Genomic DNA, 21,121 nt, shown 5'->3' with positions numbered 1-21,121 from the left:
CCGGCCCCGCTCGAAACCGGCTCAGCTCACGACCGGCAGCGACCGGCGCACCGCCGGGGTCACCCCGTCGCTGGCCGTGGCCGCCGCGACGCGCTCCTCGTCCGGCCTGCCGTAGAGGCTGGTGCGCTGCCGCAGCGGGCGCCCGGTCGGCGCCACCAGCTCCGCCAGATCGCTGATCGTCTTGTAGGAACCGTTGTCGGCGCCGGCCATCCTGCTGATCGTCTCCTCCATCAGCGTGCCGCCCAGGTCGTTCACCCCGCCCGCCAGCACGTCCCGGCAGCCGTCCACGCCCAGCTTCACCCACGAGCACTGGATGTTGTCGATCAGCCCGTGCAGCAGGATGCGCGCCACCGCGTGCACCGCCCGGTTCTCCCGCGGCGTGGTGCCCGCGCGCGCCAGCCCCGCCAGGTAGATCGGCGAGTTCTGGTGGATGAACGGCAGCAGCACGAACTCGGTGAACCCGCGCTTCCCGGTCTTCTCCAGGGATTTCCGCTGCAGCTCGCCGATGAGCTTGAGGTGCCCCACCCAGTGCTCCGGGGTGTCCACGTGCCCGTACATCATCGTGGAGGTGGTGGGGATGCCGAGCTCGTGCGCGGTGCCGACCACCTCGATCCAGCTGGAGGTGGGCAGCTTGCCCTTGGTGAGCACCCAGCGCACGTCGTCGTCGAGGATCTCCGCGGCGGTGCCCGGCAACGAGTCCACACCGGACTCGTGCGCGCGGGTCAGCCAGTCCCGGATGGACAGGTTCGTGCGGGAGGCGCCGTTGACGACCTCCATCGGGCTGTAGGAGTGCAGGTGGATGCCGGGCTGCCGTCGCTTCACCTCGGCGGCCAGGTCGAAGTAGGCGGTGCCGGGCAGGTCCGGGTGGATGCCGCCCTGCATGCAGATCTCCGTCGCGCCCGCCTCCCACGCCTGGTCCACCCGGTCGCCGACCTGGGACAGCGACAGCGTGTAGGCGTCCGCGTCGGTGCGCCGCTGCGCGAACGCGCAGAACCGGCAGCCGGTGTAGCAGACGTTGGTGAAGTTGATGTTCCTGGTGACCACGAACGTCACGTCGTCGCCGACCGCGTCCCGGCGCAGCCCGTCGGCCAGCGCGGTCACCGCGTCCAGGTCGGCGCCGTCGGCGTGCAGCAGCGCCAGCGCGTCCTCGGTCGGCAGGTTCGCCGGGTCCTGCTCGGCGCGCCGCAGCGCGGCCCGCACGTCGGCGTCCATCCGGCGCGGCGCGGTCGGCACCCGCTCGGCCAGCTCACCCCAGTCGCCGTAGACCGAGTCGAAGTCGCTGCGCCGGTCGCCGGTGCGCCCGACGGTGTCGACCTCCACGTGCAGGTCGGTGCGCCCGCTGCCCGCGAGGTTCTGCCAGCCGCCGTCCGGTTCCTGCCAGGTGATGCCGGTCGGCTGCACGCCTTCCCTGGCGAGGCCGGTGTCCGGGTCGGCGAGCGCCGCGACGTGCGCGTTCAGCCGCGGGTCCAGCCACGGCTCGCCCGCCCGCACGTACTCGGGGTAGATGGTGAGCCGCTCGCGCAACCGGAACCCGGCCTGCTCGGTGAGCCGCGCCAGCTCGTCGATCTGCGGCCACTCGCGCTCCGGGTTCACGTGGTCCGGGGTCAGCGGCGACACCCCGCCCCAGTCGTCGATGCCGGCGCGGATCATCAGCGCGTACTCGTCGCCGATGAGGTTCGGCGGCGCCTGCACCCGCATCTTCGGGCCGAGCACGATCCTGGTGACCGCGATGGTGGCGGCCAGTTCCTGCAGGTCGGCGTCGGGGGTGGCGCGCATCTTCGTGTCCGGCTTGGCGCGGAAGTTCTGCACGATCACCTCCTGGATGCCGCCGTAGGCGCGGGCCGCCTTGCGGATCGCGAAGATCGCGTCGGCGCGTTCGCCGTGGTCCTCACCGATGCCGATGAGGATGCCGGTGGTGAACGGGACCGTGGTGCGCCCGGCGTCCTCCAGGACCCGCAGCCGCACTTCGGGGTCCTTGTCGGGGGAGCCGAAGTGCGGGCCGCCCTTCTCGGTGAACAGCCGGGCGGCGGTGGTCTCCAGCATCATGCCCATCGACGGCGCCACCGGCTTGAGCCGCTGCAGCTCCTGCCAGCTCATCACGCCCGGGTTCAGGTGCGGCAGCAGGCCGGTCTCCTCCAGCACCCGGATCGCCATCGCCCGCACGTAGGACAGCGTGTCGTCGTAGCCGTGCGCGTCGAGCCAGTCGCGGGCCGCCGTCCAGCGGTCCTCCGGGCGGTCGCCGAGGGTGAACAGCGCTTCCTTGCAGCCCATCGCCGCGCCCTTGCGGGCGATGTCGAGCACTTCGTCCGGGGACAGGTAGGGCGATTCGACGCGGCCCGGGACGGTGACGAACGTGCAGTACCCGCAGCGGTCCCGGCACAACCGGGTCAGCGGGATGAACACCTTGCGGCTGTAGGTGATGACGCCCTCGCGCCCCACGTCGCGCAGCCCGGCGTCGCGGGTGCGGGCCGCGTACTCGGCCAACCGGTCCAGGTCCGCGTCCCGCGCCTGCAGCAGCACGGTGACCTCGTCGCGGTCGAGCGCCTTGCCGTCCCGCGCGCGGGCGAGGGCGCGGCGCATCGCGGAGGCGTTCGGGGCGGCCGCGGTGGTGGGAACGTCGTCGGAAGCCATGCGGGGAACGCTAAGCGGCCCCCGGCGACCCTCGCCAGTACACGAACGCGGCCGCCCGCCACCGGTCCGTCACCGGCGGTGTCGTCCCTGATCAGCGGCTCACATCCGGTTGTGGGCGGCTCCCGGCGCGTGTATTACCTAAAGCATGGCTTCGATCGTCGGCAAGCGGATCGGGGGCCGCACCTACTACTACGCGGTGGAGTCCGCGCGGGTGGACGGCGAGCCGCGCATCGTGGCCCAGCGCTACCTCGGGACCGCCGAGGACGTGGCGGCCGCGGTGGACCGGGTCGCCGCCGAACCCGAGCACACCCGCCACCTCGCGTTCGGCGAGGTCGCCGCCGTGTGGGGCGCGATCCGGCGGCTGGACCTGGCCGGGATCGTGGACGCGGCGGTCGGCAGGCAGCGCGCGGCGGTCTCGGCGGGAACCGTGGTGGCGTTGGCCGTGCTGCACCGGGCCACCGCGGACCGGGAACCGGCGCGGTGGTGGCCGGAGGTGTCCCGGCTGATCCGCCCCGAGCCGCCCGCGCAGCTGTGGGAGCCGGGCCGGATGCGGCGCGCGCTGCGCAAGGTCGGCCCGGAGCAGCGCCGCGAGGTGGAGTTCGGGGTGGCCGCCGCGGTGCGCGAGCAGCTGGGCGCCCCGGACGTGCTGCCCGCGCTGGTCGTGGACGTTCCGCACCTGAGCTCCCCGGCCGCACCGGACCGCGGCGAACCGGCCGGGATGGGCGTGCTGGTGAGCCGGGACGGCACGATCCCGCTGCTCACCCAGGACCACCTGTGCGGCGGGGCCGACCGCGCACCGTACGGGGAGCTGGCGCAGCGCCTCGCCGAACGCCACCGGGAACGGGCGGGCACCGGCGAGATCACCGTGGTGCACGACGCCGGCACCCATCCGCACGCGCACCCGGACGCGGGGCTGGGCTTCGTCGGCGGCCTGCTGCCCGGCGACCACCCGGAGCTGCTGGCGCACCCGCCGACGGCGCGGCGGCCGGTGGACCCGCGGCGGCTGCCGGGGCTGACGGCGCTGGACACCCGGGCCGTGGTGGACGGGGTCAGCAGGCGGGTGCTGCTCACCCACTCGGAGACCTTGCACGCCGCGCAGGCCCGCGGGTTCACCGAGGCGCTGGGGCAGGCGGCGCGGCGGCTCGACGGCCTCGCCGAGGCGCTCGCCGCGGGCGGCAACCGGCGCTCCCGGGACCACGTGCTCGCGGAGATCTCCCGGATCACCCGGGTGCGCTGGCTGGACCGGGTGCTGGTGACCTCGCTGCGGGGCTCGGCGCCGGGGGAGCTGCGGCTGCACTGGCACCTCGACACCGCCGCGCGCAGGCGGGTGGCCGCGGAGTTCTTCGGCAAGCAGCTCCTGGTCACCGACCGGGACTCGTGGTCCGCCGCCGAGGTGATCACCGCCTACCGCGCCCGCTACCACCTGGACTCGACGTTCGGCAGGCTCCGCGCCCCGCAGACGCGCGGGCGGGCGGACCCGGAGCGGATCGCGGTGGACCGGATGCTCTCGGTGCTGGCCGCGTCGGTGCTGCACCTGATGCGGCAGGAGGCCAACCAGGCCGGGCTGGACCTGTCCGTGCGGGAGCTGTTCGAGCAGCTCGCCGGCATCCAGGAGACGGTGCTGCGCTACCCGTCGACCGGCGGCAGGCCGCGCACCCGCCGGGTCATCACCGACCGCACCGAGGTGCAGCAGCGGCTCTACGACCTGTTCGGCCTGGACCGGGCCGCGCCGCGTCGGCGGTGAGCGGCCGGAATCCGGCGGAACCTGGCCGTTCCACCCCGGTTCCGGGGAGTCGATCGCTCCTAGCGTGAGGTGATCGGATCGAACGACGGAGGACTGATGACCGAGAACCCGGGCGCACCCGCCCGCACCGCCGCGATGCTGGTGTTCGACGGGATGACGCTGCTCGACCTGGTCGGCCCGCAGGCGGTGTTCACCGCCGCGGGGATGCGGGTGTCGCTGGTCGGGGCGACGCCGGACCCGGTGCGCTGCGACAGCGGGGCGCGGATCGAGCCGACGGCCACCTTCGCGGACTGCCCGGCCGAGGTGGACGTGCTGTTCGTGCCCGGCGGGGACGTCAGCGCCCTGCTGTCCGACGCGGCCGTGCTGGAATTCCTCGCCGATCGCGGGCGCACCGCCGGGTACGTGACCTCGGTGTGCACCGGGTCGATGGTGCTGGCCGCGGCGGGGCTCCTCGACGGGCACCGGGCGGCGACCCACTGGGCGACGCGGGAGCTGCTGGCCGGGCTCGGCGTCGAGGTGTCCGCCGAGCGGGTGTGCGAGGACGGCAACCGGATCACCGGCGGCGGCGTCACCGCGGGCATCGACTTCGGGCTCACCCTGGTGGCCCGCCTGCTCGGCGCGGAGACCGCCGAGTTCGCGCAGCTCGTCCTGGAGTACGACCCGGCGCCGCCGTTCGACGCCGGTACGCCGCAGCGCGCGCGGCCGGAGCAGGTCGCCCGGCTCCGCGACGCGCTGACCGGACAGGGCTCCGCGCTGGTCGCCGCGGTCGAACGCGTCGGCCGCCGCGCGGGCTGAGCGCAGGTCCGGATGGAGGAATCCCGTGCGGGGCAACGGGATTCCTCCTTGCGCGTGGCCGGGTCATCTGGTGGGTTCGAGCAGGAGCCGCCGCAGCGAGGAGCCGCCGATGACCGCCCGCATCCTGGACTTCGAGACCGTGGACCTGCGGTTCCCCACCTCGCGGGAGCTCGACGGTTCCGACGCGACGAACCCGGCGCCGGACTACTCGGCGGCCTACCTGGTGCTGCGCACCGACCACCCTCGGGTCCCCGAGGGCCACGGGTTCACCTTCACCATCGGCCGCGGCAACGAGCTCGTCGTGGCCGCCGTGGAGGTCGTCGCCCGCCGGGTCCGCGGGATGCCGGTGGAGGAGATCACCGCGGACCTCGGCGGCTTCGCCCGGCACCTGGCCGCCGACAGCCAGCTGCGCTGGCTCGGCCCGGACAAGGGGGTGCTGCACCTGGCGACGGCCGCCGTGGTGAACGCGGTGTGGGACCTGGCGGCGAAGCTCGCGGACCGGCCGGTGTGGAAGCTGCTGGCCGACATGGCGCCGGACCGCATCGTGGACCTGGTGGACTGGCGCTACCTGCGCGACGAGCTGAGCCCGGCGGCGGCCCTGGACCTGCTGCGCCGCGCCGAACCCGGCCGGGCCGAGCGGGAGCGGCGCGTCCGCGAGAGCGGCTACCCGGCCTACACCACCAGCGCGGGCTGGCTCGGCTACGACGACGCGAAGCTGCGGCGGCGGTGCCGGGACGCGGTCGCCGCGGGCTGGGACTCGGTGAAGCTGAAGGTCGGCGCGGACCTGGACGACGACCGGCGGCGCTGCCGCATCGCCCGCGAGGAGCTCGGCCCGCACCGCCGCCTCATGATCGACGCGAACCAGGCGCTCGGGGTGGCGGAGGCGATCCGCTGGCACCGCGGCCTCGCCGAGCACGACGTCCACTGGTTCGAGGAACCCACCAGCCCCGACGACGTGCTCGGGCACGCCGCGATCCAGCGCGCCATCGCCCCCACCCGCGTCGCGACCGGCGAGCACGCGCACAACGCCGTCATGTTCAAGCAGTTCCTGCAGGCGGAGGCGATCGGCGTCTGCCAGCTCGACGCGTGCCGGCTCGCCGGGGTCAACGAGGCCGTCGCGGTGCTGCTGCTGGCCGCGGCGCGCGGGGTACCGGTGTGCCCGCACGCCGGGGGAGTGGGGTTGTGCGAACTGGTGCAGCACCTGTCGATCTTCGACTACGTGGCGGTGAGCGGGTCGATGGACGGGCGGGTGGTGGAGTACGTGGACCACCTGCACGAGCACTTCGCCGACCCGGTGCGGCTGCGCGGCCCGCGCTACCTGCCACCGGACGCACCGGGCTACAGCGCGCGGATCCTGCCCGAGTCGCTGCGCCGCTTCCGCTTCCCCGACGGCCCGGAGTGGGCGGGGCGGTGAGCCCGCGGGCTGCCACTGTCGGCGGCTACCGCGAACCGCCCGGAACGGGCAGACTTCCCCCTGATCATCGAGCGGGTGCGCTCGTGGGCTGGGCGGAAGGGGAACCGATGCGGCGTGCGAGACCGGGGATGCTGCTGCTGTGCGGGGTGCTGGCGGCGATGGCGCTGCCCGGATCGGCGGCGGGGGCCGGATCAGCGAGGGAGGCCGGGCCGGCGGACGGGACCGGATCGGCGGTGGCACCGGCCGCGACGGGGACCCCGCTGTCCGACGACGTGGCCTACTACCCGACCACGGTCCGGCTGCGGCACGCGGGCGAGGAATCAGGGGCGGTGCTGACGGCGACGGTGAGCTTCGGGCCCGGCGGCGGTTCCGTCCCCCTCTACGAGAGCACCGACGACGGCGTCACCTTCACCGAGGTCGGCCGCATCACCGATGACGGCTTCAGCGACGGCCTGTGCTGCGGCTCCCTGCTGGAACTGCCGAGCCCGGTGGGAGATCTGCCCGCGGGGACGCTGCTGTGGACGGGCAGCGCGGGCGCCGACCAGGAGACCGACCGGCGGATGCGGCTGCCGGTGTTCCAGAGCCAGGACCGCGGTCGCACCTGGACGTACCTGTCGACCTGCGCGACCGCCACCGGCACCGGTGGCATGTGGGAACCGGAGCTGGCCGTGGACGCCGCCGGAACCCTCGGCTGCTACTACGCCGACGAGAACCAGCCCGGCCACAGCCAGGTGCTGCACCGCACCACCTCCACCGACGGCGTGAACTGGGGCGCGCCGGAACCGGTGGTGCAGGTCCCGGAAGGCGACCTGCGACCCGGGATGGCGGTGGTGCGGCCATTGCCGGACGGCCGCCACTACCTGTCCTACGAGATCTGCGGTGGCGGCGACCCGTACAGCTGCGCCGCCTACTTCCGGCTCTCCGGCGACGGCTCGGACTGGGGCGATCCGGCCGCGCACGGCACGCTGCTCGCGACCGAGGACGGGCGGTTCTTCGCGCACGCGCCGAAGATCACGGTGACGCCGGACGGGAAGGTCCCACCGTCGGCCAGGAGCTCAAGCACGCGGACGGGACCGTCGCCGAGGGCAACGGGGCGACGCTGTTCGTCACCGAGCAGCCGGGTTCGAGTACGCCCGTCCCGATCCCCGCACCCGTGGAGGTCCCGGCGGCGCGCGACGACCCGTGCCCGAACTACAGCTCCTCGCTGCTGCCGGTCGGGGAGGCGCAGGTCCTGGAGATCGCCACCGACTACGACGACGAAGGCCGCTGCCGAGCGTATTTCGCGACCGGCGATGTGTGATCGTGCGTCCCGCTCCTGTTGCGGGGTGGGTCGGGTGGCGGAACCTCAGCGCTTTCCTCGCTGCGGGATCTTTTCCCGAGTGGCTCCGCCACGAGGGAAAAAGCCGTCCTCGCGAGGAAAGCGCTGAGAACCCGCGGGTGGTCCGGTTGCGTGCGTGGTCGTCAGCTCAGCGGCTTCGCCGCTGACAGGCGGACGATGTGGCTCGGTGGGTGGGTTCTGCGGTCGTGGTCCGGTCAGGGCGTGTCGGGTTCGGCGGGGAGGCGGCCTTCGCGGCGGAGGATGGACAGGGCGAGCAGGATCTGCGGCCACACCGTCACATCGCTGAGGTCCAGGTGGGTCAGCGACTCCATCCGCCGCAGCCGGTTGAGCACCGTGTTCCGGTGGCAGTACAGCGATTTCGCCGCGCGCAGCGTGGAACCGAGCGAGCGGATCCACACCGACACCGTGTGCAGCAGCTCCTCCCGCTCCGCGGTGGGCAGCGCGAGCACCGGCCCGAACGTCACCAGCACCATCCGGTCCGCCAGTTCCGGCGAGCTCAGCGCCAAGGCGTCGGGCAGGCACTCGTCCAGCGACACCGCGCCGGGCCGGTGCGCGGGCAGCGTCGTCATCGCCAGCATCGCCATCCGGTAACCGGCGCCGACCTCCATCAGCGCCGACAGCGACTGGGACACCCCGATGCGCGCCACCGCGCGTTCGCGCAGCGCGCCCGCGACCTCGGCGGGCTGGCCCTCGCCGACGCCGATGATCCCGACCTGGCAGCCGGTGCGCAGCCGCCACGTGGAGTCCAGGCCGCGCCGCCGCAACCCGTCGGCGAGTTCGCGCGGTGATGCGGGGCGCTCGCCGGAGGTTTCGGCGACGGCCACCACGAACCGCTTGCCGCGTCCCAGCCCGAGCAGGTGCTCGGCTTCCCCGCGCACCTCGGCGGCCCGCGCGTCCAGCAGCGCATCCATGATCATCGTGCTGCGCAGTTCCGCACCGCCGAGCAGTTCCTGCTCCGCGGCGTGGTAGCTCAGCGCCATCTCGATGGAGAACCGTTCGGTGACGCCCCACAGCTCCCCGGCCGAACCGACCAGCTCCCGCAGGTGCCGCGGGCCGTGCGCCCCGGTGTGCTCGGCCATGTCCGCCCACAGCACCTGGCCGCTGAGCCGCCACGCGTGCAGCACCCAGTCCAGCGGGCAGTGCTGCTGCGCCCGGCGCATGCCGGTGCTGCGGGCCGGCCCCAGCAGGTCCGGCCGGGACGGGCCGGTGCCGCTCAGCGTCGTGAGCATGCCGTGGATGTTGTCCCGGCAGGATCGCCACAGGTCGTCCTTGGCGACCGGTCCGTCCGGGGTGTACACCGAACCCCACGTCTGGTCCACCAGCGCGTCGGCGAGCTCCGGAACCCTCGCCAGCGAGGCCCGCGCCAGCCCGGCGAGCATCCGCTGCTCCCCGCCGCCGGTGTCCTGACCTGGCTGTTCCGTGGTGGATTCGTCGGTCATGAGCTCCGCTCCTTTGCGGCTCCCGCGAGCGCCGTTCGGGGAAGGGTAATTTCCGGATCACGGCAAGTCCACCAGTCGTGCGAGCACCCGATGGGCCATCCGGCGGCGCGCGTGATGGCAATCCGCACAAGATCCGGTGCGGATCGGTGGGCGGAACGCCCTCGATCCGCGGGCCGGTGCTGATCAGGATGGGTCACCGATCCCACCACCGATCAACGTCGATCGATCGCCGTCCCCGCCGCGCGGGGAGGCGGCGGAAGGAGCGCGATGGACCAGCGCCGCACCTCCCGACCAGGCCGTGGACCCTGGCCGAGCAGCCTGGAAAGCCCGGACCCCGGGGCCACCGGCCTCGACCGCCGCCGGTTCCTCGGCCTGCTGCTGGCCGCGCCCACCGTGGCCGCCGCCGCGCAGCTGGGGCAGCTCGCGGATCCGGCGACCGCGCACGCGGCGCTGCCGGAACCCTCCGACATCCTCGACCTCAACGACCTGCTCACCGAGTCGGCGCTGCCCACCTCGAACCTCATCTCGGTGCAGGTGCACGAGGACGGCACCGCCTCCTTCGAGATGCCGCGCACCGAGAGCGGCCAGGGCATCACCACCATGGTCGCGATGATCATCGCGGAGGAGCTGGACCTGCCGGTGGAGAAGGTCCGGGTGTCGCTGGCCGACGCCCGCCCCGAGCTGCTGTTCAACCAGTTCACCGCCGGCTCCAACACGGCGATCTCCATCTACACGCCGGTCCGGGTGGCCGCGGCCATCGCCCGTGGTCGGTTGTTGCAGGCCGCCGCGAACGAGCTCGGCGAACCCGTCGGCCTGCTGACCAGCAAGCTCGGCGTGATCAGCTCGGTCACGGGCACCCAGCTGCCCTACGGCGACCTCGCGCAGAAGGCCGCCAGCGACGTCACCGAGCAGGTCGAGGCGGTGCTCAAGCCGGAGAGCGAGTTCCGCGTCCTCGGCAAACCGCACAACCGGGTCGACGCCCTCGACGCCGTCACCGGCCGCAAGAAGTTCAGCATGGACCTCGACATCCCCGACGCGCTGCCGACGATGGTGTGCCGCCCGTCGACGATCAAGGGCGGCCCGGAGTCGGTGGTGAACCTCGACGAGGTGCGCGGGATGCCCGGCGTCACCGACGTCGTCCCGATCTCCACCGGGGTCGCGGTGCGCGCCCGCACCTTCGGCCAGTGCATCGACGCGGTCCGCGCGTTGGAGGTGAACTGGGAACCCGGCACCGTCGACGGCGAATCCGACGACACGATCCTGGAGAAGATCAAGGCCTCCGAGATCCCGCTCGTCGTCCCGGACACCGGGTCCACAGTGGAGGGTGAATTCACCTTCCACTTCCGCAACAACGCCGCGCTGGAACCGAACACCGCCGTCGCCGACGTGCGTCCCGGCAGCGCCGAGATCTGGTCTTGCCTGCAGTCGCCGATCCTGTGCAAGCAGGAGGTCGCCGCGAAGCTGGGCTTGCCGCAGGAAGCGGTCAGCGTGCACGTCCAGCAGGGCGGCGGCGCGTTCGGGCGGCGCATGTTCAACGACGTCGTGCTGGAGGCCGTGGAGATCTCCAAGGAGATCGGCAAGCCCGTCAAGCTCATGTGGCACCGCACCGACGAGTGCCGCCAGGGCCGCACCCACCCGATGTGCACCTCGCGCATCCGCGCCAGCTACGTGGACGACAAGGTGCTCACCTTCGAGCAGCGGCACACCAGCATCGCCACCGACTACACGATGGGCTTCGCCGAGGCGATCACGTCCGTCGCCGCCCGGCTGCCCCCGCTGGGGCTGGGCAACTTCGCCGCGTTCTCGGTGCCGGTGTTCGAGCTGACCGTCGGCGTGCCCTACAAGTTCGGGGTCACCACCCAGCTGCTCAACGAGATCATGCAGTACGACACGTTCCCCACCGGCTCCAACCGGAACCTGTTCAACCCGGACGTGCGCACCGCCCAGGAACTCATCGTCGACCAGCTGGCCGCGAAGATGGGCAAGGACCGCTACGAGTTCCGCCGCTCCTTCCTCGACGACGAACGCCTGATCGCGGTGCTCGACGAGGTCGCCGAGGAAGGGGAGTGGGGCCGGTCGATGCCCGACGGCTGCGCGCAGGGCATCGCCGTGCACAAGGAGTACAAGGGCGCCGTCGCGGTCCTCGTGGAGATCGACTGCCGGCCCGAGACGGTGAACCGGCAGATCCGCAACGCCGTCACCGGGCCGCGCGTGACGAAGGTGGTGCTCGCCGTCGACACCGGGCTCGCGCTCAACCCGCGCGGACTGGAAGCGCAGATGCAGGGCGGGATCTCCGACGGCATCGCGCAGGCGCTCACCTCCAGCCTGCACCTCAAGGACGGCACGTTCCTCGAAGGCAGCTGGGATGACTACTTCTACACCCGGCAGTGGAACGCCCCGCCCGACGTGCGGGTCATCATCATGCCGCCCACCACCGGAAAACCGGGCGGTGCCGGGGAGTTCGGGGTGCCCGCGTCGATGGCGGCGACGGCCTGCGCCTACGGGGCGGCGACCGGCACGATGCCGACGAGCTTCCCCATCAACCACGGGACGTTGAGCTTCGATCCGAAGCCGGTGGTGCCTCCCGTGCCGCAATCACCCACCAACGGCCTGGACTTCGCTTACTGAGTCTCGTGTTTGCGGGTCGTCCTGCTTTGCGGGGCGGGTGGCGGAACCTCAGCGTCCTCCTCGCTGCGGGATCGTTTTCACCGGTGGCTCCGCCACAGGAGAAAACGCTGTCCTCGCGAGGAGAACGCTGAGAACCCGCGGGTGGTCCGGTTGAGTGCTGGGTCGTTGCTAGCGGCTTCGCCGCTGACGAGAAGAAGGACGTGGGCCGTGCGGGGTTCGGGTGCGCGGCGGGGTTTTCCAAGAACTGGACTTGTGCGGGCGGTCGCTCGGGTCGACCGCGCGCGGCGCGATGAGGGAGGAGCTTTCGGCATGGGACAGCACACTTTCCGGCTCAACGGCGAGACGGTGACGGTGGACATCGAGGACGACGTGCGGCTGCTGTGGGTGCTGCGCGAGGTGCTCGGCTTCTACGGGCCGAAGTACGGCTGCGGCATCAACGTGTGCAAGGCGTGCACCTCGCACATCAACGGCAAGGCGTTCAACCCGTGCTCGGTGCGGGTCGGCGACATCGGGCCCGACGACGAGGTCACCACGATCGAAGGCCTGCCCGGCACCGTCGGCCGCGACCTGCACCCGATGCAGGAGGCGTGGCTGGACGAGGACGTCGCCCAGTGCGGCTACTGCCAGCCCGGGCAGATCATGGCGGCGGTCGCGAAGGTCCGGCAGGTCACTGAAGAAGGTCGCGACATCACCGAGGCCGACTTGGACGAGATCCGCAACATCTGCCGCTGCGGCACCTACACCCGCATCCGCAAGGCCATCAAGGCGGGCGCGCAGCAGATGTGACCCGGCGCGGGGTGCGGACGCCCCGTCCGGCCGACCGGGCCGGGCGGGGCCTTCGCGCGCCGGTGCCCCCGCATGCCCTGGCCACCGGATGCCCGGGACGGCAGTCCACCAGAGCACCCGCGCGCCGGGCCGGCCGACCAGTCCGGTACGGCGTCGGCTACGAATGGACCTCGTGCGACTGATCTCGGAACGCCTGCGCGACGCCGTCCGGCTCGGGCGGCGCTTCCCCCGCCGCGGCCGGGGTCCCTGGTTCGGGCTGGCCATCGACCTGGTGTGGCCGGTGCTGGCGTTGAGCTCCCGGTTGCGGCTGCGCGGGGGCCTGCCCGCGGGCGGGGTGCTGGTGGCCACGAACCACCTGTCCTTCGCCGATCCGATCACCGCCACCGCGTTCTGCCTCGCCGCCGGGCGCGTCCCGCGCTACCTGGCGCGCGCCGACCTGTGGCGGATTCCGCTGGTGGGAAACGTGATGCGCTCGGGAGGGCACATCCCGGTGCACCGCGGCACGGCCCGCGCCCAGGACGCCTACCGGGACGCGGTGCGGGCCGCCGCGGACGGCGAATGCGTGGTGTTCTTCCCGGAGGGCACCTTCTCCGACGATCCCGCGCACTGGCCCGCGCGCGGGCGCACCGGCATCGCCCGCGTCGCGCTGAGCACCGGGGTTCCGGTGGTGCCGCTGGCGAACTGGGGCACGCACCGCCTGCTGCCGCGCCGCCGCCCGCCCCGGTTGTTCCGGCGCACCGCGGTCGAGCTGGCCGCCGGACCACCGGTGCCGCTGGACGACCTGATCGGCCTGCCGCTCACCGCGGCCGTCCTGCGGGAGGCTACCGACCGCATCATGGCCGCGATCACCGCGCAGCTCGCCGAGATCAGGTCGGCGGAGCCGGCTAGGTGAGCAGGAAGGAGCGCTCGCCCAGCGTGCTGGGTGCGAACCGGCCCGTGCGCCTGCCCACCAGCTCGCCGTAGAGCGCTCGGCGGGAGCGGAGGTCGTCTCCCGCCTCGAACAGGCGGTCCTGCCAGTCTTCCTTCACCTCGTCCAGGAACCGGACCCAGCCCAGCGGCAGCTCCGCCAGCGGCACGTAGCGCTGGTTGTCCTTGAGCCGGCCACCGCCGATCTTGTCCTTCTTGTGGCCGTAGAAGCTGGATTCCGGGTTCGCGGTGGCCTCCGTGGACAGGGCGTTGTGCCGGTAGCCGACGGGGCTCTTGCCGCCGGGGCCGATCGTCTCGATGCCGACCTGCAACGCCCCGTCCTGGTCCTGCTGCGGCGGGGTGAAGATCAGCAGCAGGTGCCCGTGCGAGTTGTCCGGGAGGATCACGTCACCGTTGAAGTCGTGCCCGCCCATCCCGTCGGCGGCGAGGGGCAGGCCCCACATGCGGACCTGTTCGTCGCTGAGGCGGGAGAGCACGTTGGAGGCCGATGCGGCCATGCCGCCGCGTTCCACGAACTCGTCGGTCCCGCGGATGTCCATGTGGTGGGTGGCGTAGTCCCGCTTCTCCTCCTTCTCCCGCGCGTTCACGCCGTTCTCCGTGACGCCGAGCCAATCCAGCAGGGCGGTCGGCGGGGGTCCGTCCGCGCCCAGCGCCGGGATGCGGATGTTGACCCGGCCCCCGTGCGCCAAGGCCCTGGCCACGTCGCCGTCGACGTAGTCGACGTGGTCGGCGGCGGCGTCGTCGTAGACCTTCAGACCGTTCTGCAGGATCAGGAAGATCCGGCTCAGGATCGTGTTCGCGCGCACGTTCCGCTTCGCGTCGTCGGCGGACACCAGCGGGTCGTCCTCGAACGCGGGCGCCAAGGTCCGGACGAACGCGTCCTTGATCTGCTCGTCGCGTTCCGCGATGACCCGCTCGCGGTCCGCCGCGGGCACGGCGTCGCCGCGCAGGTCCAGGTGCCTGCCCAGGGTGAAGGCCGGGCTTTTCTCCGTGCGGCCGAGGCGTTTCCGCCATTCGACGGTGGCGATCAGCAGCCGCTTCCCCGGTGCCAGGCGCAGCCAGTCGTAGTAGGTGCCCTCTGTCGCGTACGCCACCGCTTCCGCGTAGCTCCCGGTGCCGATCGCCCGCAGCCACTTCGGGTCCTGCCGCTCGAGGTCGGCGATCTCGGAGTCGCTGAACACCGGCCCTTCCACGAGGCGGTCCAGGAGCTTGTCCTTCACCGAGAGCGCTTCGATCGAGTCGGGGACCAGTGCGTGGAACCCGCCGCCGGGTTGCCGCAGGAAGCCGGGCGCCGTTGACGACTCCTGCTCCGGCGCCCGTTGCAGCGAACGGGCCACCGCCTGGTTGCCCGCGGTGCGCTGCAGGTGCACCACGCCGGTGCTGGACATCGGAGCTGCGGGCGCGGGGTCCGGCCGCGGGTGGGTCATCGGGCGGGGTCGGTCCTGGCCGGGTACACCGCGTGCGCGTGGTACTCGCATGAACGCCCTCCGATCGGTATTGATCATTACTCTCCGTGGTTGATCGGTCCGGTGGAAGGTCCGATCGGGCAGAACTCGGGGCAAGGTGGCCGCGAACGGCCGGGATGTGACGTGCGTTCCCGTGCGGACGAGGCTGTTGCACATCGGTTGCGACAACGCTCAGGGTGAGGTGACCCAGGCGAAAGGACCCACCCGTGACCGACCGCGCCATCGAAGCCGTCCGCGACAACTGGACCCAGCGGGCCGCGGCCTACAACGACTTCTACGAGCGCTACGCGCAGGACAAGCGCGAGGCGTGGCGCGCGGTGTGCGACAAGGCCGTGCACGCGGCGTTCCCGGAGCGCACCGCGCCGCTGCGGGTGCTGGACGTGGGCACCGGCACCGGTTTCCTGAGCACGCTGCTGGCCGAGCTCGGCCACGAGGTCACCGCGGTCGACCCGTCCCCGGCGATGCTCGGCTACGCCCGGGAGGAGGCGCGGCGCCGCGACGTGGACGTCCGGTTCGCCGAGTGCGGCGGGCACGACGTCGGCGAGGTGGTGGGCGACGGCTTCGACCTGGTCAGCGCCCGCTACGTGCTGTGGACCCTGCCGGACCCGGTGCGGGCGCTGCGGGTGTGGCGACAGGTGCTGGCCCCGGGCGGCGCGCTGCTGCTGGCCGACGGCGTGTGGCACGGCTGGCGGCACGACGCGCGCCGGGTGCTGGCCTCGCTGCGGCCCGGCGCGGACCACGGCTACCTGCCCAAGGTGCTCCGGGACTACCGGAAGATCGGGCGGGCCACGCCGAACTGGAGCGGGCTCACCGCCGCGAAGACCGGGGAACTGCTGCGGGCGGCGGGGTTCGACGCGGGGGAGCGGCTGGACCACCTGCTGCCGGAATACGCGCACCCGTCCAGCGCCGCGTTCCACCTGCGCACCGCGCGCCCCCGAACGGCGGCCTGAACCCGCGCGGCTGCGGGATCACCCGGCGGACCGTGCTGAGATCATCTCAGTTCTGCGCTGTCGGGGTGCCATCTCCGGAAATTCGACCGGATCGAGCCGGTGATCTTCTAAGATCTGCGGCGATCTGAGCGGATTCAGCTGGAGAGGGCGGCATGGCGGACGGCTCGACGGTCTTCTGGATCAGGGTCGCGGTCGGCGGTGATCCGCACCGCGGCGGACGGCTGGTGCGATCGTTGCGCGACGAGCTCCGCGACGCCCTGGGCATCCAGGTCTCGCTCGCCACCGAGCAGGACGCCCCCGGCCCGCTGCTGTGGGCGTCGCTGGGATCCTCCGGCGCGGTGACCGCACCGGCGCTGCTCTGCGCGATCAGCGAGTGGTGCGCCCGCGACGCCTCCCACGAGGTGGAGCTGGTGCTCGGCGGGCGGTCGATATGGCTGTCCGGCCGGCCGAACGAATGCCCCGAACTGGTCCGGGCGCTCCCGCGCGACCTGCGGGCCGACGCGTGACCCGGCCGCGCCGCGGCCGGGCGCTGCTGATCGGCGTCGGCCGGGACCACGCGGCGGGCGTCCGGCGGCTCACGGCGGACGGCTACCGGCCGGTGCGCGTGGTGCGGGACCCGTCGGCGGCCCGGCTGCGCGCCGAGATCGCCGAGTTCCTCGACGGCTGCGCGCCGGACGAGCTCGCCCTGCTGCACCTCGCCGCACCCGGGGCGATCGGGCCCGGCGGCGAGCACGTGTTCCTCGCCGCCGACACCGATCCGGACGACCTCGCGGGCACCGGGGTGCACGCCGGGTTCGTCGACGAGCAGCTCGAAGCGTGCCGCGCCGCGCACGCGGTCGCGATCGTGGATTCGCCGCCGCAGCGAGGAGAAACGTCCGTGCGGAGCTGCCCGCTGACCGCGCGCGGCACCTACGTGCTCGCCGGGACCGGCGCGTTCGCCGAGCGGCTCGCCGAGGCGTGGCGCACCGCGGGGCGCGGCGGGGCGGAGCTCACCGCCGACGCGCTGTTCGAGCACCTCGACCGGCGGCTGCGGGCCGCGGGCGAGCGACCACCGGTGCGGTCCGCGGTCGACGTGGACGACGCGATCGCGCTCTCCTTCCGCGCGCGGCGGGCACCGGGTCCCGCACCGGAGCGGGACGACTCGGGCCGGGACGACCCGGACCTGGCCGCGGTCCTCGGCTACTACCGGCGCTGCCTGCTGGCCGAGGAACCGCACTCCGGGCTGATCCCGGTGCGCGCCGCCGGTGAGCGGTACGTCGTGCTGCCCGGCCGGGAACGGCTGCTGTCCGGCGACCTCGACGACGACGGCTGCGCACCGGTGCCGCCCGGCGCGGCCGCGTTCCTCGACGAGGCCGAGCGGCGCGGACGCCCGCTGTGGGCGGGCTACCCGGCGGTGCTGCTGCCCGGCCGCGCCGGTGCCGCCGCCGAGTTCGCGCCGCTGCTGGTGCGCCGCGTCGAACCCGTCGGTTCCGGTGCGGGGCGCAGGCTCCGCCCCGTCGGGCCGGTGCTGCCGCACCGCGGGCTGGCGCGGCGGCGGCTCGGCGTGGAGGGCACCGACGCCCTCGCCGCCTGGTTCGCGCCGGGCTGGCGCGGCGGGCGGCGCGCGCGGATGGCCGCCGACGTGCACGACCTGCTGCACGGCACCTACCGGTTGCCGGGCGGCGCGCCACCGGAGCCGGACGCCCTGGACGAATCCCTCGACGGTCGCGGCGACGGCGCCCGCAACGTGGCGGTGCTGTTCGCCGAGCAGCCGCGGCTGATCAGCCCGGGTGCCTTCGACGACCTGGCGGGCATCGCCGAACAACCCGGCCGGGTCGCGGGCACCGCGCTGGGCGCGCTGCTCGACGGCGACACCGCCGAGGTCGGCGAACCGCCGCGACCGGTGCTGCCGTGGCCCGCCGACGAATCGCAGCGGCAGGCGGTGCGCGCGGCGATGAGCAGGCGGCTCAGCACCGTCACCGGTCCGCCCGGCAGCGGCAAGACCGCGTTGGTCGCGAACCTCGTCGCGACCGCCGTCAGCACCGGGCAGCGGGTGCTGGTGGCCGCCGCCGACGACCGCGCGGTGCACGAGGTGTGGCGGCGTTGCGCGGCGGTGCCCGGCGCACTGGTGCGCACCGGCGCCGAACCGGCGGGGCGGCCCGGCCCGGCACCCGACCTGGCGGCGGCGTTCGCCGAACTCACCGCGGCCGAAGGACGCGCGGTCCGGGCCCGCCTGGACCTCGGCGCGATCGGCCGCATCGACGCTGCGCTGCGCGCGGCCGGCCGGCGCCGGCGCACCGCCGCCGAGTCGCTGGGCCGCACCGCCGTCGAACTCGCCGACCGGATCGGCCCGCGCCCGCGCCGGTGGGCGCGACGGGCCGGCGGGGCCGCCGACGCCTGGATCTTCACCCGCTGGCGGCGTGCGAGCGTGCAGCGCGCCCTCGGCATCGAACCGGGGGACTGCGCGGACCGGAACCCGCGGGCGATCTGCCGGGCCGTCGCCGAGTTCGCCGCGGCCGAGCACACGTGGCGCGAGCAGCGGGCGCTGCTGCGGGAGCGCCCCGACGACCAGCGGCTCGCCGACGCGCTGCGCAGCGCGCAGGACGCGGCCCGCACCGCGGCCGAACAGGTGCTGCTCGCCTCGGTCCGGCAGCAGGACGACGGCGACCCCGCGGTGCGCAGCCGGGCCGTGACCTGCGAGGAGGCGGCGCGGCTGCCGCTGGTGCCCGCCCTGTTCGACCTGGTCGTCGTCGACGAGGCCGCGCACTGCGGCATCGCCGCGCTGCTGCCGCTGCTGTTCCGCGCCCGCCGCGCCGTCGTCCTCGGCGACGCCGGGCAGCTCGCGCACGTCACGCACCTCGACCCGGCGGCCGAGTCGCGGATCCGCCGGGACCTGCGGATCCCGGCCGACTGGCTGGAGGAGCGGGCGCTGAGCTTCCGGCGGCACAGCGCCTGGCACGCGGCCGAACGCGCCACCGGCGGCGCGATCCGGCTCGACGAGCACCACCGCTGCCACCCGCGGATCGCCGACACCGCCGCCGCCCTGTTCCCCGGCGAGGCGCAGGTCGTGCTCACCGACATCCGCGGCAGGCCCGCCATGGAACGACCCGCCTTGGAGTGGCGGGACGTGCCCGGCCGCGCGTGCGCGCCGGAGCGGGGCGGCAGCTGGCACAACCCGGAGGAGGCCGCCGTGGTCGCCCGGGTGGTGGCGGCGCTGCGCCGCTCGTTGCCGGAGCACGCCACGATCGGCGTGATCGCGCTGTTCGGCCCGCAGAGCCGGTTGCTGGAGCAGCGGCTCGCCGGTGATCCGCGGGTGCGCATCGGCACCGTGCACGACTTCCAAGGCGGGGAGTGCGACGCGGTGGTGCTCTCCCCGGTCGCGGCGCCCGGCGTCGCGGAGGGCGCGGCGCGCTGGCTGGACCGGCGCTGCGACCTGTGGCACGTGGCGATCACCCGGGCGCGCTCGCAGCTCGTGGTGGTCGGGGACGCGACGTTCTGGGAAGGGCGCCACGGCATCGGCGCGAATCTGCTCGCGGCCGCGCGCCGCGGGCACCGCGCGCCCGAACCGGACGTCCACCAGCGGCGGCTGCACGAGCTGCTGCCGGGGATGTCGGTGCAGCTGGACCAGGTGCTGAACGGCCACCGGGTGGACGCGTCGATCTCCGACGGCGGGGTGCCGCTGTCGGTGCTGCTGGACCGGGGGCCGGAGGGCGGGGTCGATCCGGCCGAGCACCTGCACCGGATGTTGCGCCGCCGCGAGCTGCTGGACCCCGAACCGGGGGTGCGCTCAGCGGTGCGGATGCCGGTGTGGCGGCTGCACGACCTCGGCGACACCGACGACCTGCTGGGGCTGCGCGCGGCCGACCACCGGGCCCCGGTGCGGTGACGCCGCCCGGCGCGAGCACCCGGAATCCCGGCCGTGGCGCGGAGATCGAGTCCGCGCCACGGCCCGGGAGTCACTTCGGCAGGTCGTCACCGATGTGCGTGGCGGCCTTGAACGCCACCTTCAGCGGGGACCAGCCGTTCTCCGTGGTGTGCGGCCCGCCGCCGGCACCGTGGTGCCAGTAGCGCAGGCAGAACCCGCCGGCTCCCTTGGTGGAGCGCAGCGCGCCGTGGCTGATCTCCGGGTCGGAGCACTCGTTCGACCCGTCGCCGTCGAGGTCCTCGTCGAAGCCGTACTTCTGGTGCGCGAAGTACCCCTTGTCGATCGCGGAGTGGTACGAGACGGTTCCGTCCTCAGTGGACCCGGCGAGGCTCCAGTCGATGCCCTTCGCCCACGGGTCGTCCAGACCGCGGTCGGCCTTCCCCTTCGCGGATTCGTGCAGCTTGTCGATGAACCCGGAGCCGCCGTCCTTCGTCGGCGTCATCTGGTGCCATTGCCTGCTGCACTTCTTCGCCTCGAACTCGTCCTCGGTGCAGCCGTCGCGCAATCCCTGGTGCGGGGTGCCGAGGGTGACGACGTTGCGCACGTCCACCTCCGACGGGAACCCGCTCCAGCCCTCCCGGGCACCGAGGATCGCGACGCGGGTGATCAACCCGCCCATCGAGTGCGCGACGATGTCGACCTGCTTCCCCTTCGCCGTGTAGTTCGCGTGGATGTGGTTGGCGAAGTCCTTCGCGATCTCCTGGATGGGCCGGTTCTTGGTGGCCTTCCCATCGCCGATCACGTCGTCGCAGTGCGCGGAATCGCCCGCGTAGTAGCCGATCGTCCGCAGCGAGCCGCGATCCCGGCCGCCCGCGTCCTGGTAGTACTCCAGCGCGGTCTTCCAGGTCGAGCTGTTGCAGGACGTCGGCGGGTCGGAGTTGAACCCGTGCACCAGCAGCATCGTCGGCTGCTCGGCCGCGGGTGCGGCGCCGAGGTCGTCGACCGCCTGCGCGGTGGCCGGGATGCTCAGGACCAGTCCGGCGGCGAGTGCCGCGGCCGCTCCGCGCCATCGTCGGCTGACCATGGGTGGTGCTCCTTCCGATCGAGGTCGACGCGGGCCCCAGGCGTTCCCCGCGTCGCTCCCGACCTCGCGGGCCG

General features: G+C 73.5%; 14 protein-coding genes. 10 read left to right on the top strand and 4 right to left on the bottom strand.

Annotation, left to right across the window (positions count from 1 at the left end; translation table 11 throughout):
* Positions 1-21: 21 nt before the first annotated feature.
* The gene (locus tag H1226_RS17155) at positions 22-2,631 is read right to left on the bottom strand and encodes a bifunctional FO biosynthesis protein CofGH (RefSeq protein WP_258341640.1); all 2,610 of its coding nucleotides are present in this window, start codon (positions 2,629-2,631) and stop codon (positions 22-24) included.
* Positions 2,632-2,776: 145 nt separating this feature from the next.
* On the opposite strand from H1226_RS17155, the gene H1226_RS17150 reads away from it, so the two are divergent.
* The 4 genes from H1226_RS17150 to H1226_RS17135 all read left to right on the top strand — a co-directional run bounded on the left by H1226_RS17150 (position 2,777) and on the right by H1226_RS17135 (position 8,011).
* Positions 2,777-4,375, top strand: a complete 1,599-nt coding sequence (locus H1226_RS17150; RefSeq protein WP_258341639.1) for an IS1634 family transposase — start codon at positions 2,777-2,779, stop codon at positions 4,373-4,375.
* A gap of 96 nt (positions 4,376-4,471) precedes the next feature.
* Positions 4,472-5,170 (top strand): DJ-1/PfpI family protein, encoded by a 699-nt coding sequence (locus H1226_RS17145; RefSeq protein ID WP_258341638.1) that lies wholly within the window; start codon positions 4,472-4,474, stop codon positions 5,168-5,170.
* A gap of 109 nt (positions 5,171-5,279) precedes the next feature.
* A complete protein-coding gene (locus tag H1226_RS17140) occupies positions 5,280-6,584 on the top strand; it encodes an enolase C-terminal domain-like protein (protein ID WP_258341637.1) in 1,305 nt (434 codons plus the stop codon).
* 107 nt (positions 6,585-6,691) lie between these two features.
* Positions 6,692-8,011, top strand: coding sequence for a sialidase family protein (locus tag H1226_RS17135; protein ID WP_258341636.1), 1,320 nt, complete (start codon positions 6,692-6,694; stop codon positions 8,009-8,011).
* A gap of 106 nt (positions 8,012-8,117) precedes the next feature.
* Here the strand turns inward: H1226_RS17135 and H1226_RS17130 are convergent, their stop codons facing one another.
* On the bottom strand, positions 8,118-9,362 hold the full coding sequence (locus tag H1226_RS17130) for a PucR family transcriptional regulator (protein ID WP_258341635.1): 1,245 nt from the start codon (positions 9,360-9,362) through the stop codon (positions 8,118-8,120).
* A 267-nt stretch (positions 9,363-9,629) separates the two neighbouring features.
* On the opposite strand from H1226_RS17130, the gene H1226_RS17125 reads away from it, so the two are divergent.
* The 3 genes from H1226_RS17125 to H1226_RS17115 all read left to right on the top strand — a co-directional run bounded on the left by H1226_RS17125 (position 9,630) and on the right by H1226_RS17115 (position 13,668).
* Complete coding sequence (locus H1226_RS17125; RefSeq protein WP_258341634.1) at positions 9,630-11,990, top strand: molybdopterin cofactor-binding domain-containing protein; 2,361 nt, start codon at positions 9,630-9,632, stop codon at positions 11,988-11,990.
* A gap of 309 nt (positions 11,991-12,299) precedes the next feature.
* Complete coding sequence (locus H1226_RS17120) at positions 12,300-12,776, top strand: (2Fe-2S)-binding protein (RefSeq protein WP_258341633.1); 477 nt, start codon at positions 12,300-12,302, stop codon at positions 12,774-12,776.
* 163 nt (positions 12,777-12,939) lie between these two features.
* Positions 12,940-13,668, top strand: a complete 729-nt coding sequence (locus H1226_RS17115) for a lysophospholipid acyltransferase family protein (RefSeq protein WP_373689957.1) — start codon at positions 12,940-12,942, stop codon at positions 13,666-13,668.
* Here H1226_RS17115 and H1226_RS17110 read toward each other — a convergent pair.
* A complete protein-coding gene (locus H1226_RS17110; RefSeq protein ID WP_258341631.1) occupies positions 13,661-15,091 on the bottom strand; it encodes a hypothetical protein in 1,431 nt (476 codons plus the stop codon). The two genes, H1226_RS17115 and H1226_RS17110, sit on opposite strands and share 8 nt — an antisense overlap.
* A 284-nt stretch (positions 15,092-15,375) precedes the next feature.
* On the opposite strand from H1226_RS17110, the gene H1226_RS17105 reads away from it, so the two are divergent.
* From H1226_RS17105 to H1226_RS17095, 3 genes are all read left to right on the top strand, one after another.
* On the top strand, positions 15,376-16,119 hold the full coding sequence (locus H1226_RS17105; protein WP_224958640.1) for a class I SAM-dependent methyltransferase: 744 nt from the start codon (positions 15,376-15,378) through the stop codon (positions 16,117-16,119).
* 152 nt (positions 16,120-16,271) lie between these two features.
* A complete protein-coding gene (locus H1226_RS17100) occupies positions 16,272-16,625 on the top strand; it encodes a hypothetical protein (protein WP_258341630.1) in 354 nt (117 codons plus the stop codon).
* A complete protein-coding gene (locus tag H1226_RS17095; protein WP_258341629.1) occupies positions 16,622-19,984 on the top strand; it encodes an AAA domain-containing protein in 3,363 nt (1,120 codons plus the stop codon). Before H1226_RS17100 ends, H1226_RS17095 begins: the two co-directional genes overlap by 4 nt.
* A gap of 70 nt (positions 19,985-20,054) precedes the next feature.
* On the opposite strand, the gene H1226_RS17090 is transcribed toward H1226_RS17095, so the two are convergent.
* Positions 20,055-21,047, bottom strand: coding sequence for an esterase/lipase family protein (locus H1226_RS17090; RefSeq protein WP_258341628.1), 993 nt, complete (start codon positions 21,045-21,047; stop codon positions 20,055-20,057).
* Positions 21,048-21,121 lie beyond the last annotated feature (74 nt).

This window comes from Saccharopolyspora gregorii, assembly GCF_024734405.1.
Classification (GTDB): domain Bacteria; phylum Actinomycetota; class Actinomycetes; order Mycobacteriales; family Pseudonocardiaceae; genus Saccharopolyspora_C; species Saccharopolyspora_C gregorii.
This window is presented reverse-complemented; position numbering and strand designations above follow the sequence as displayed.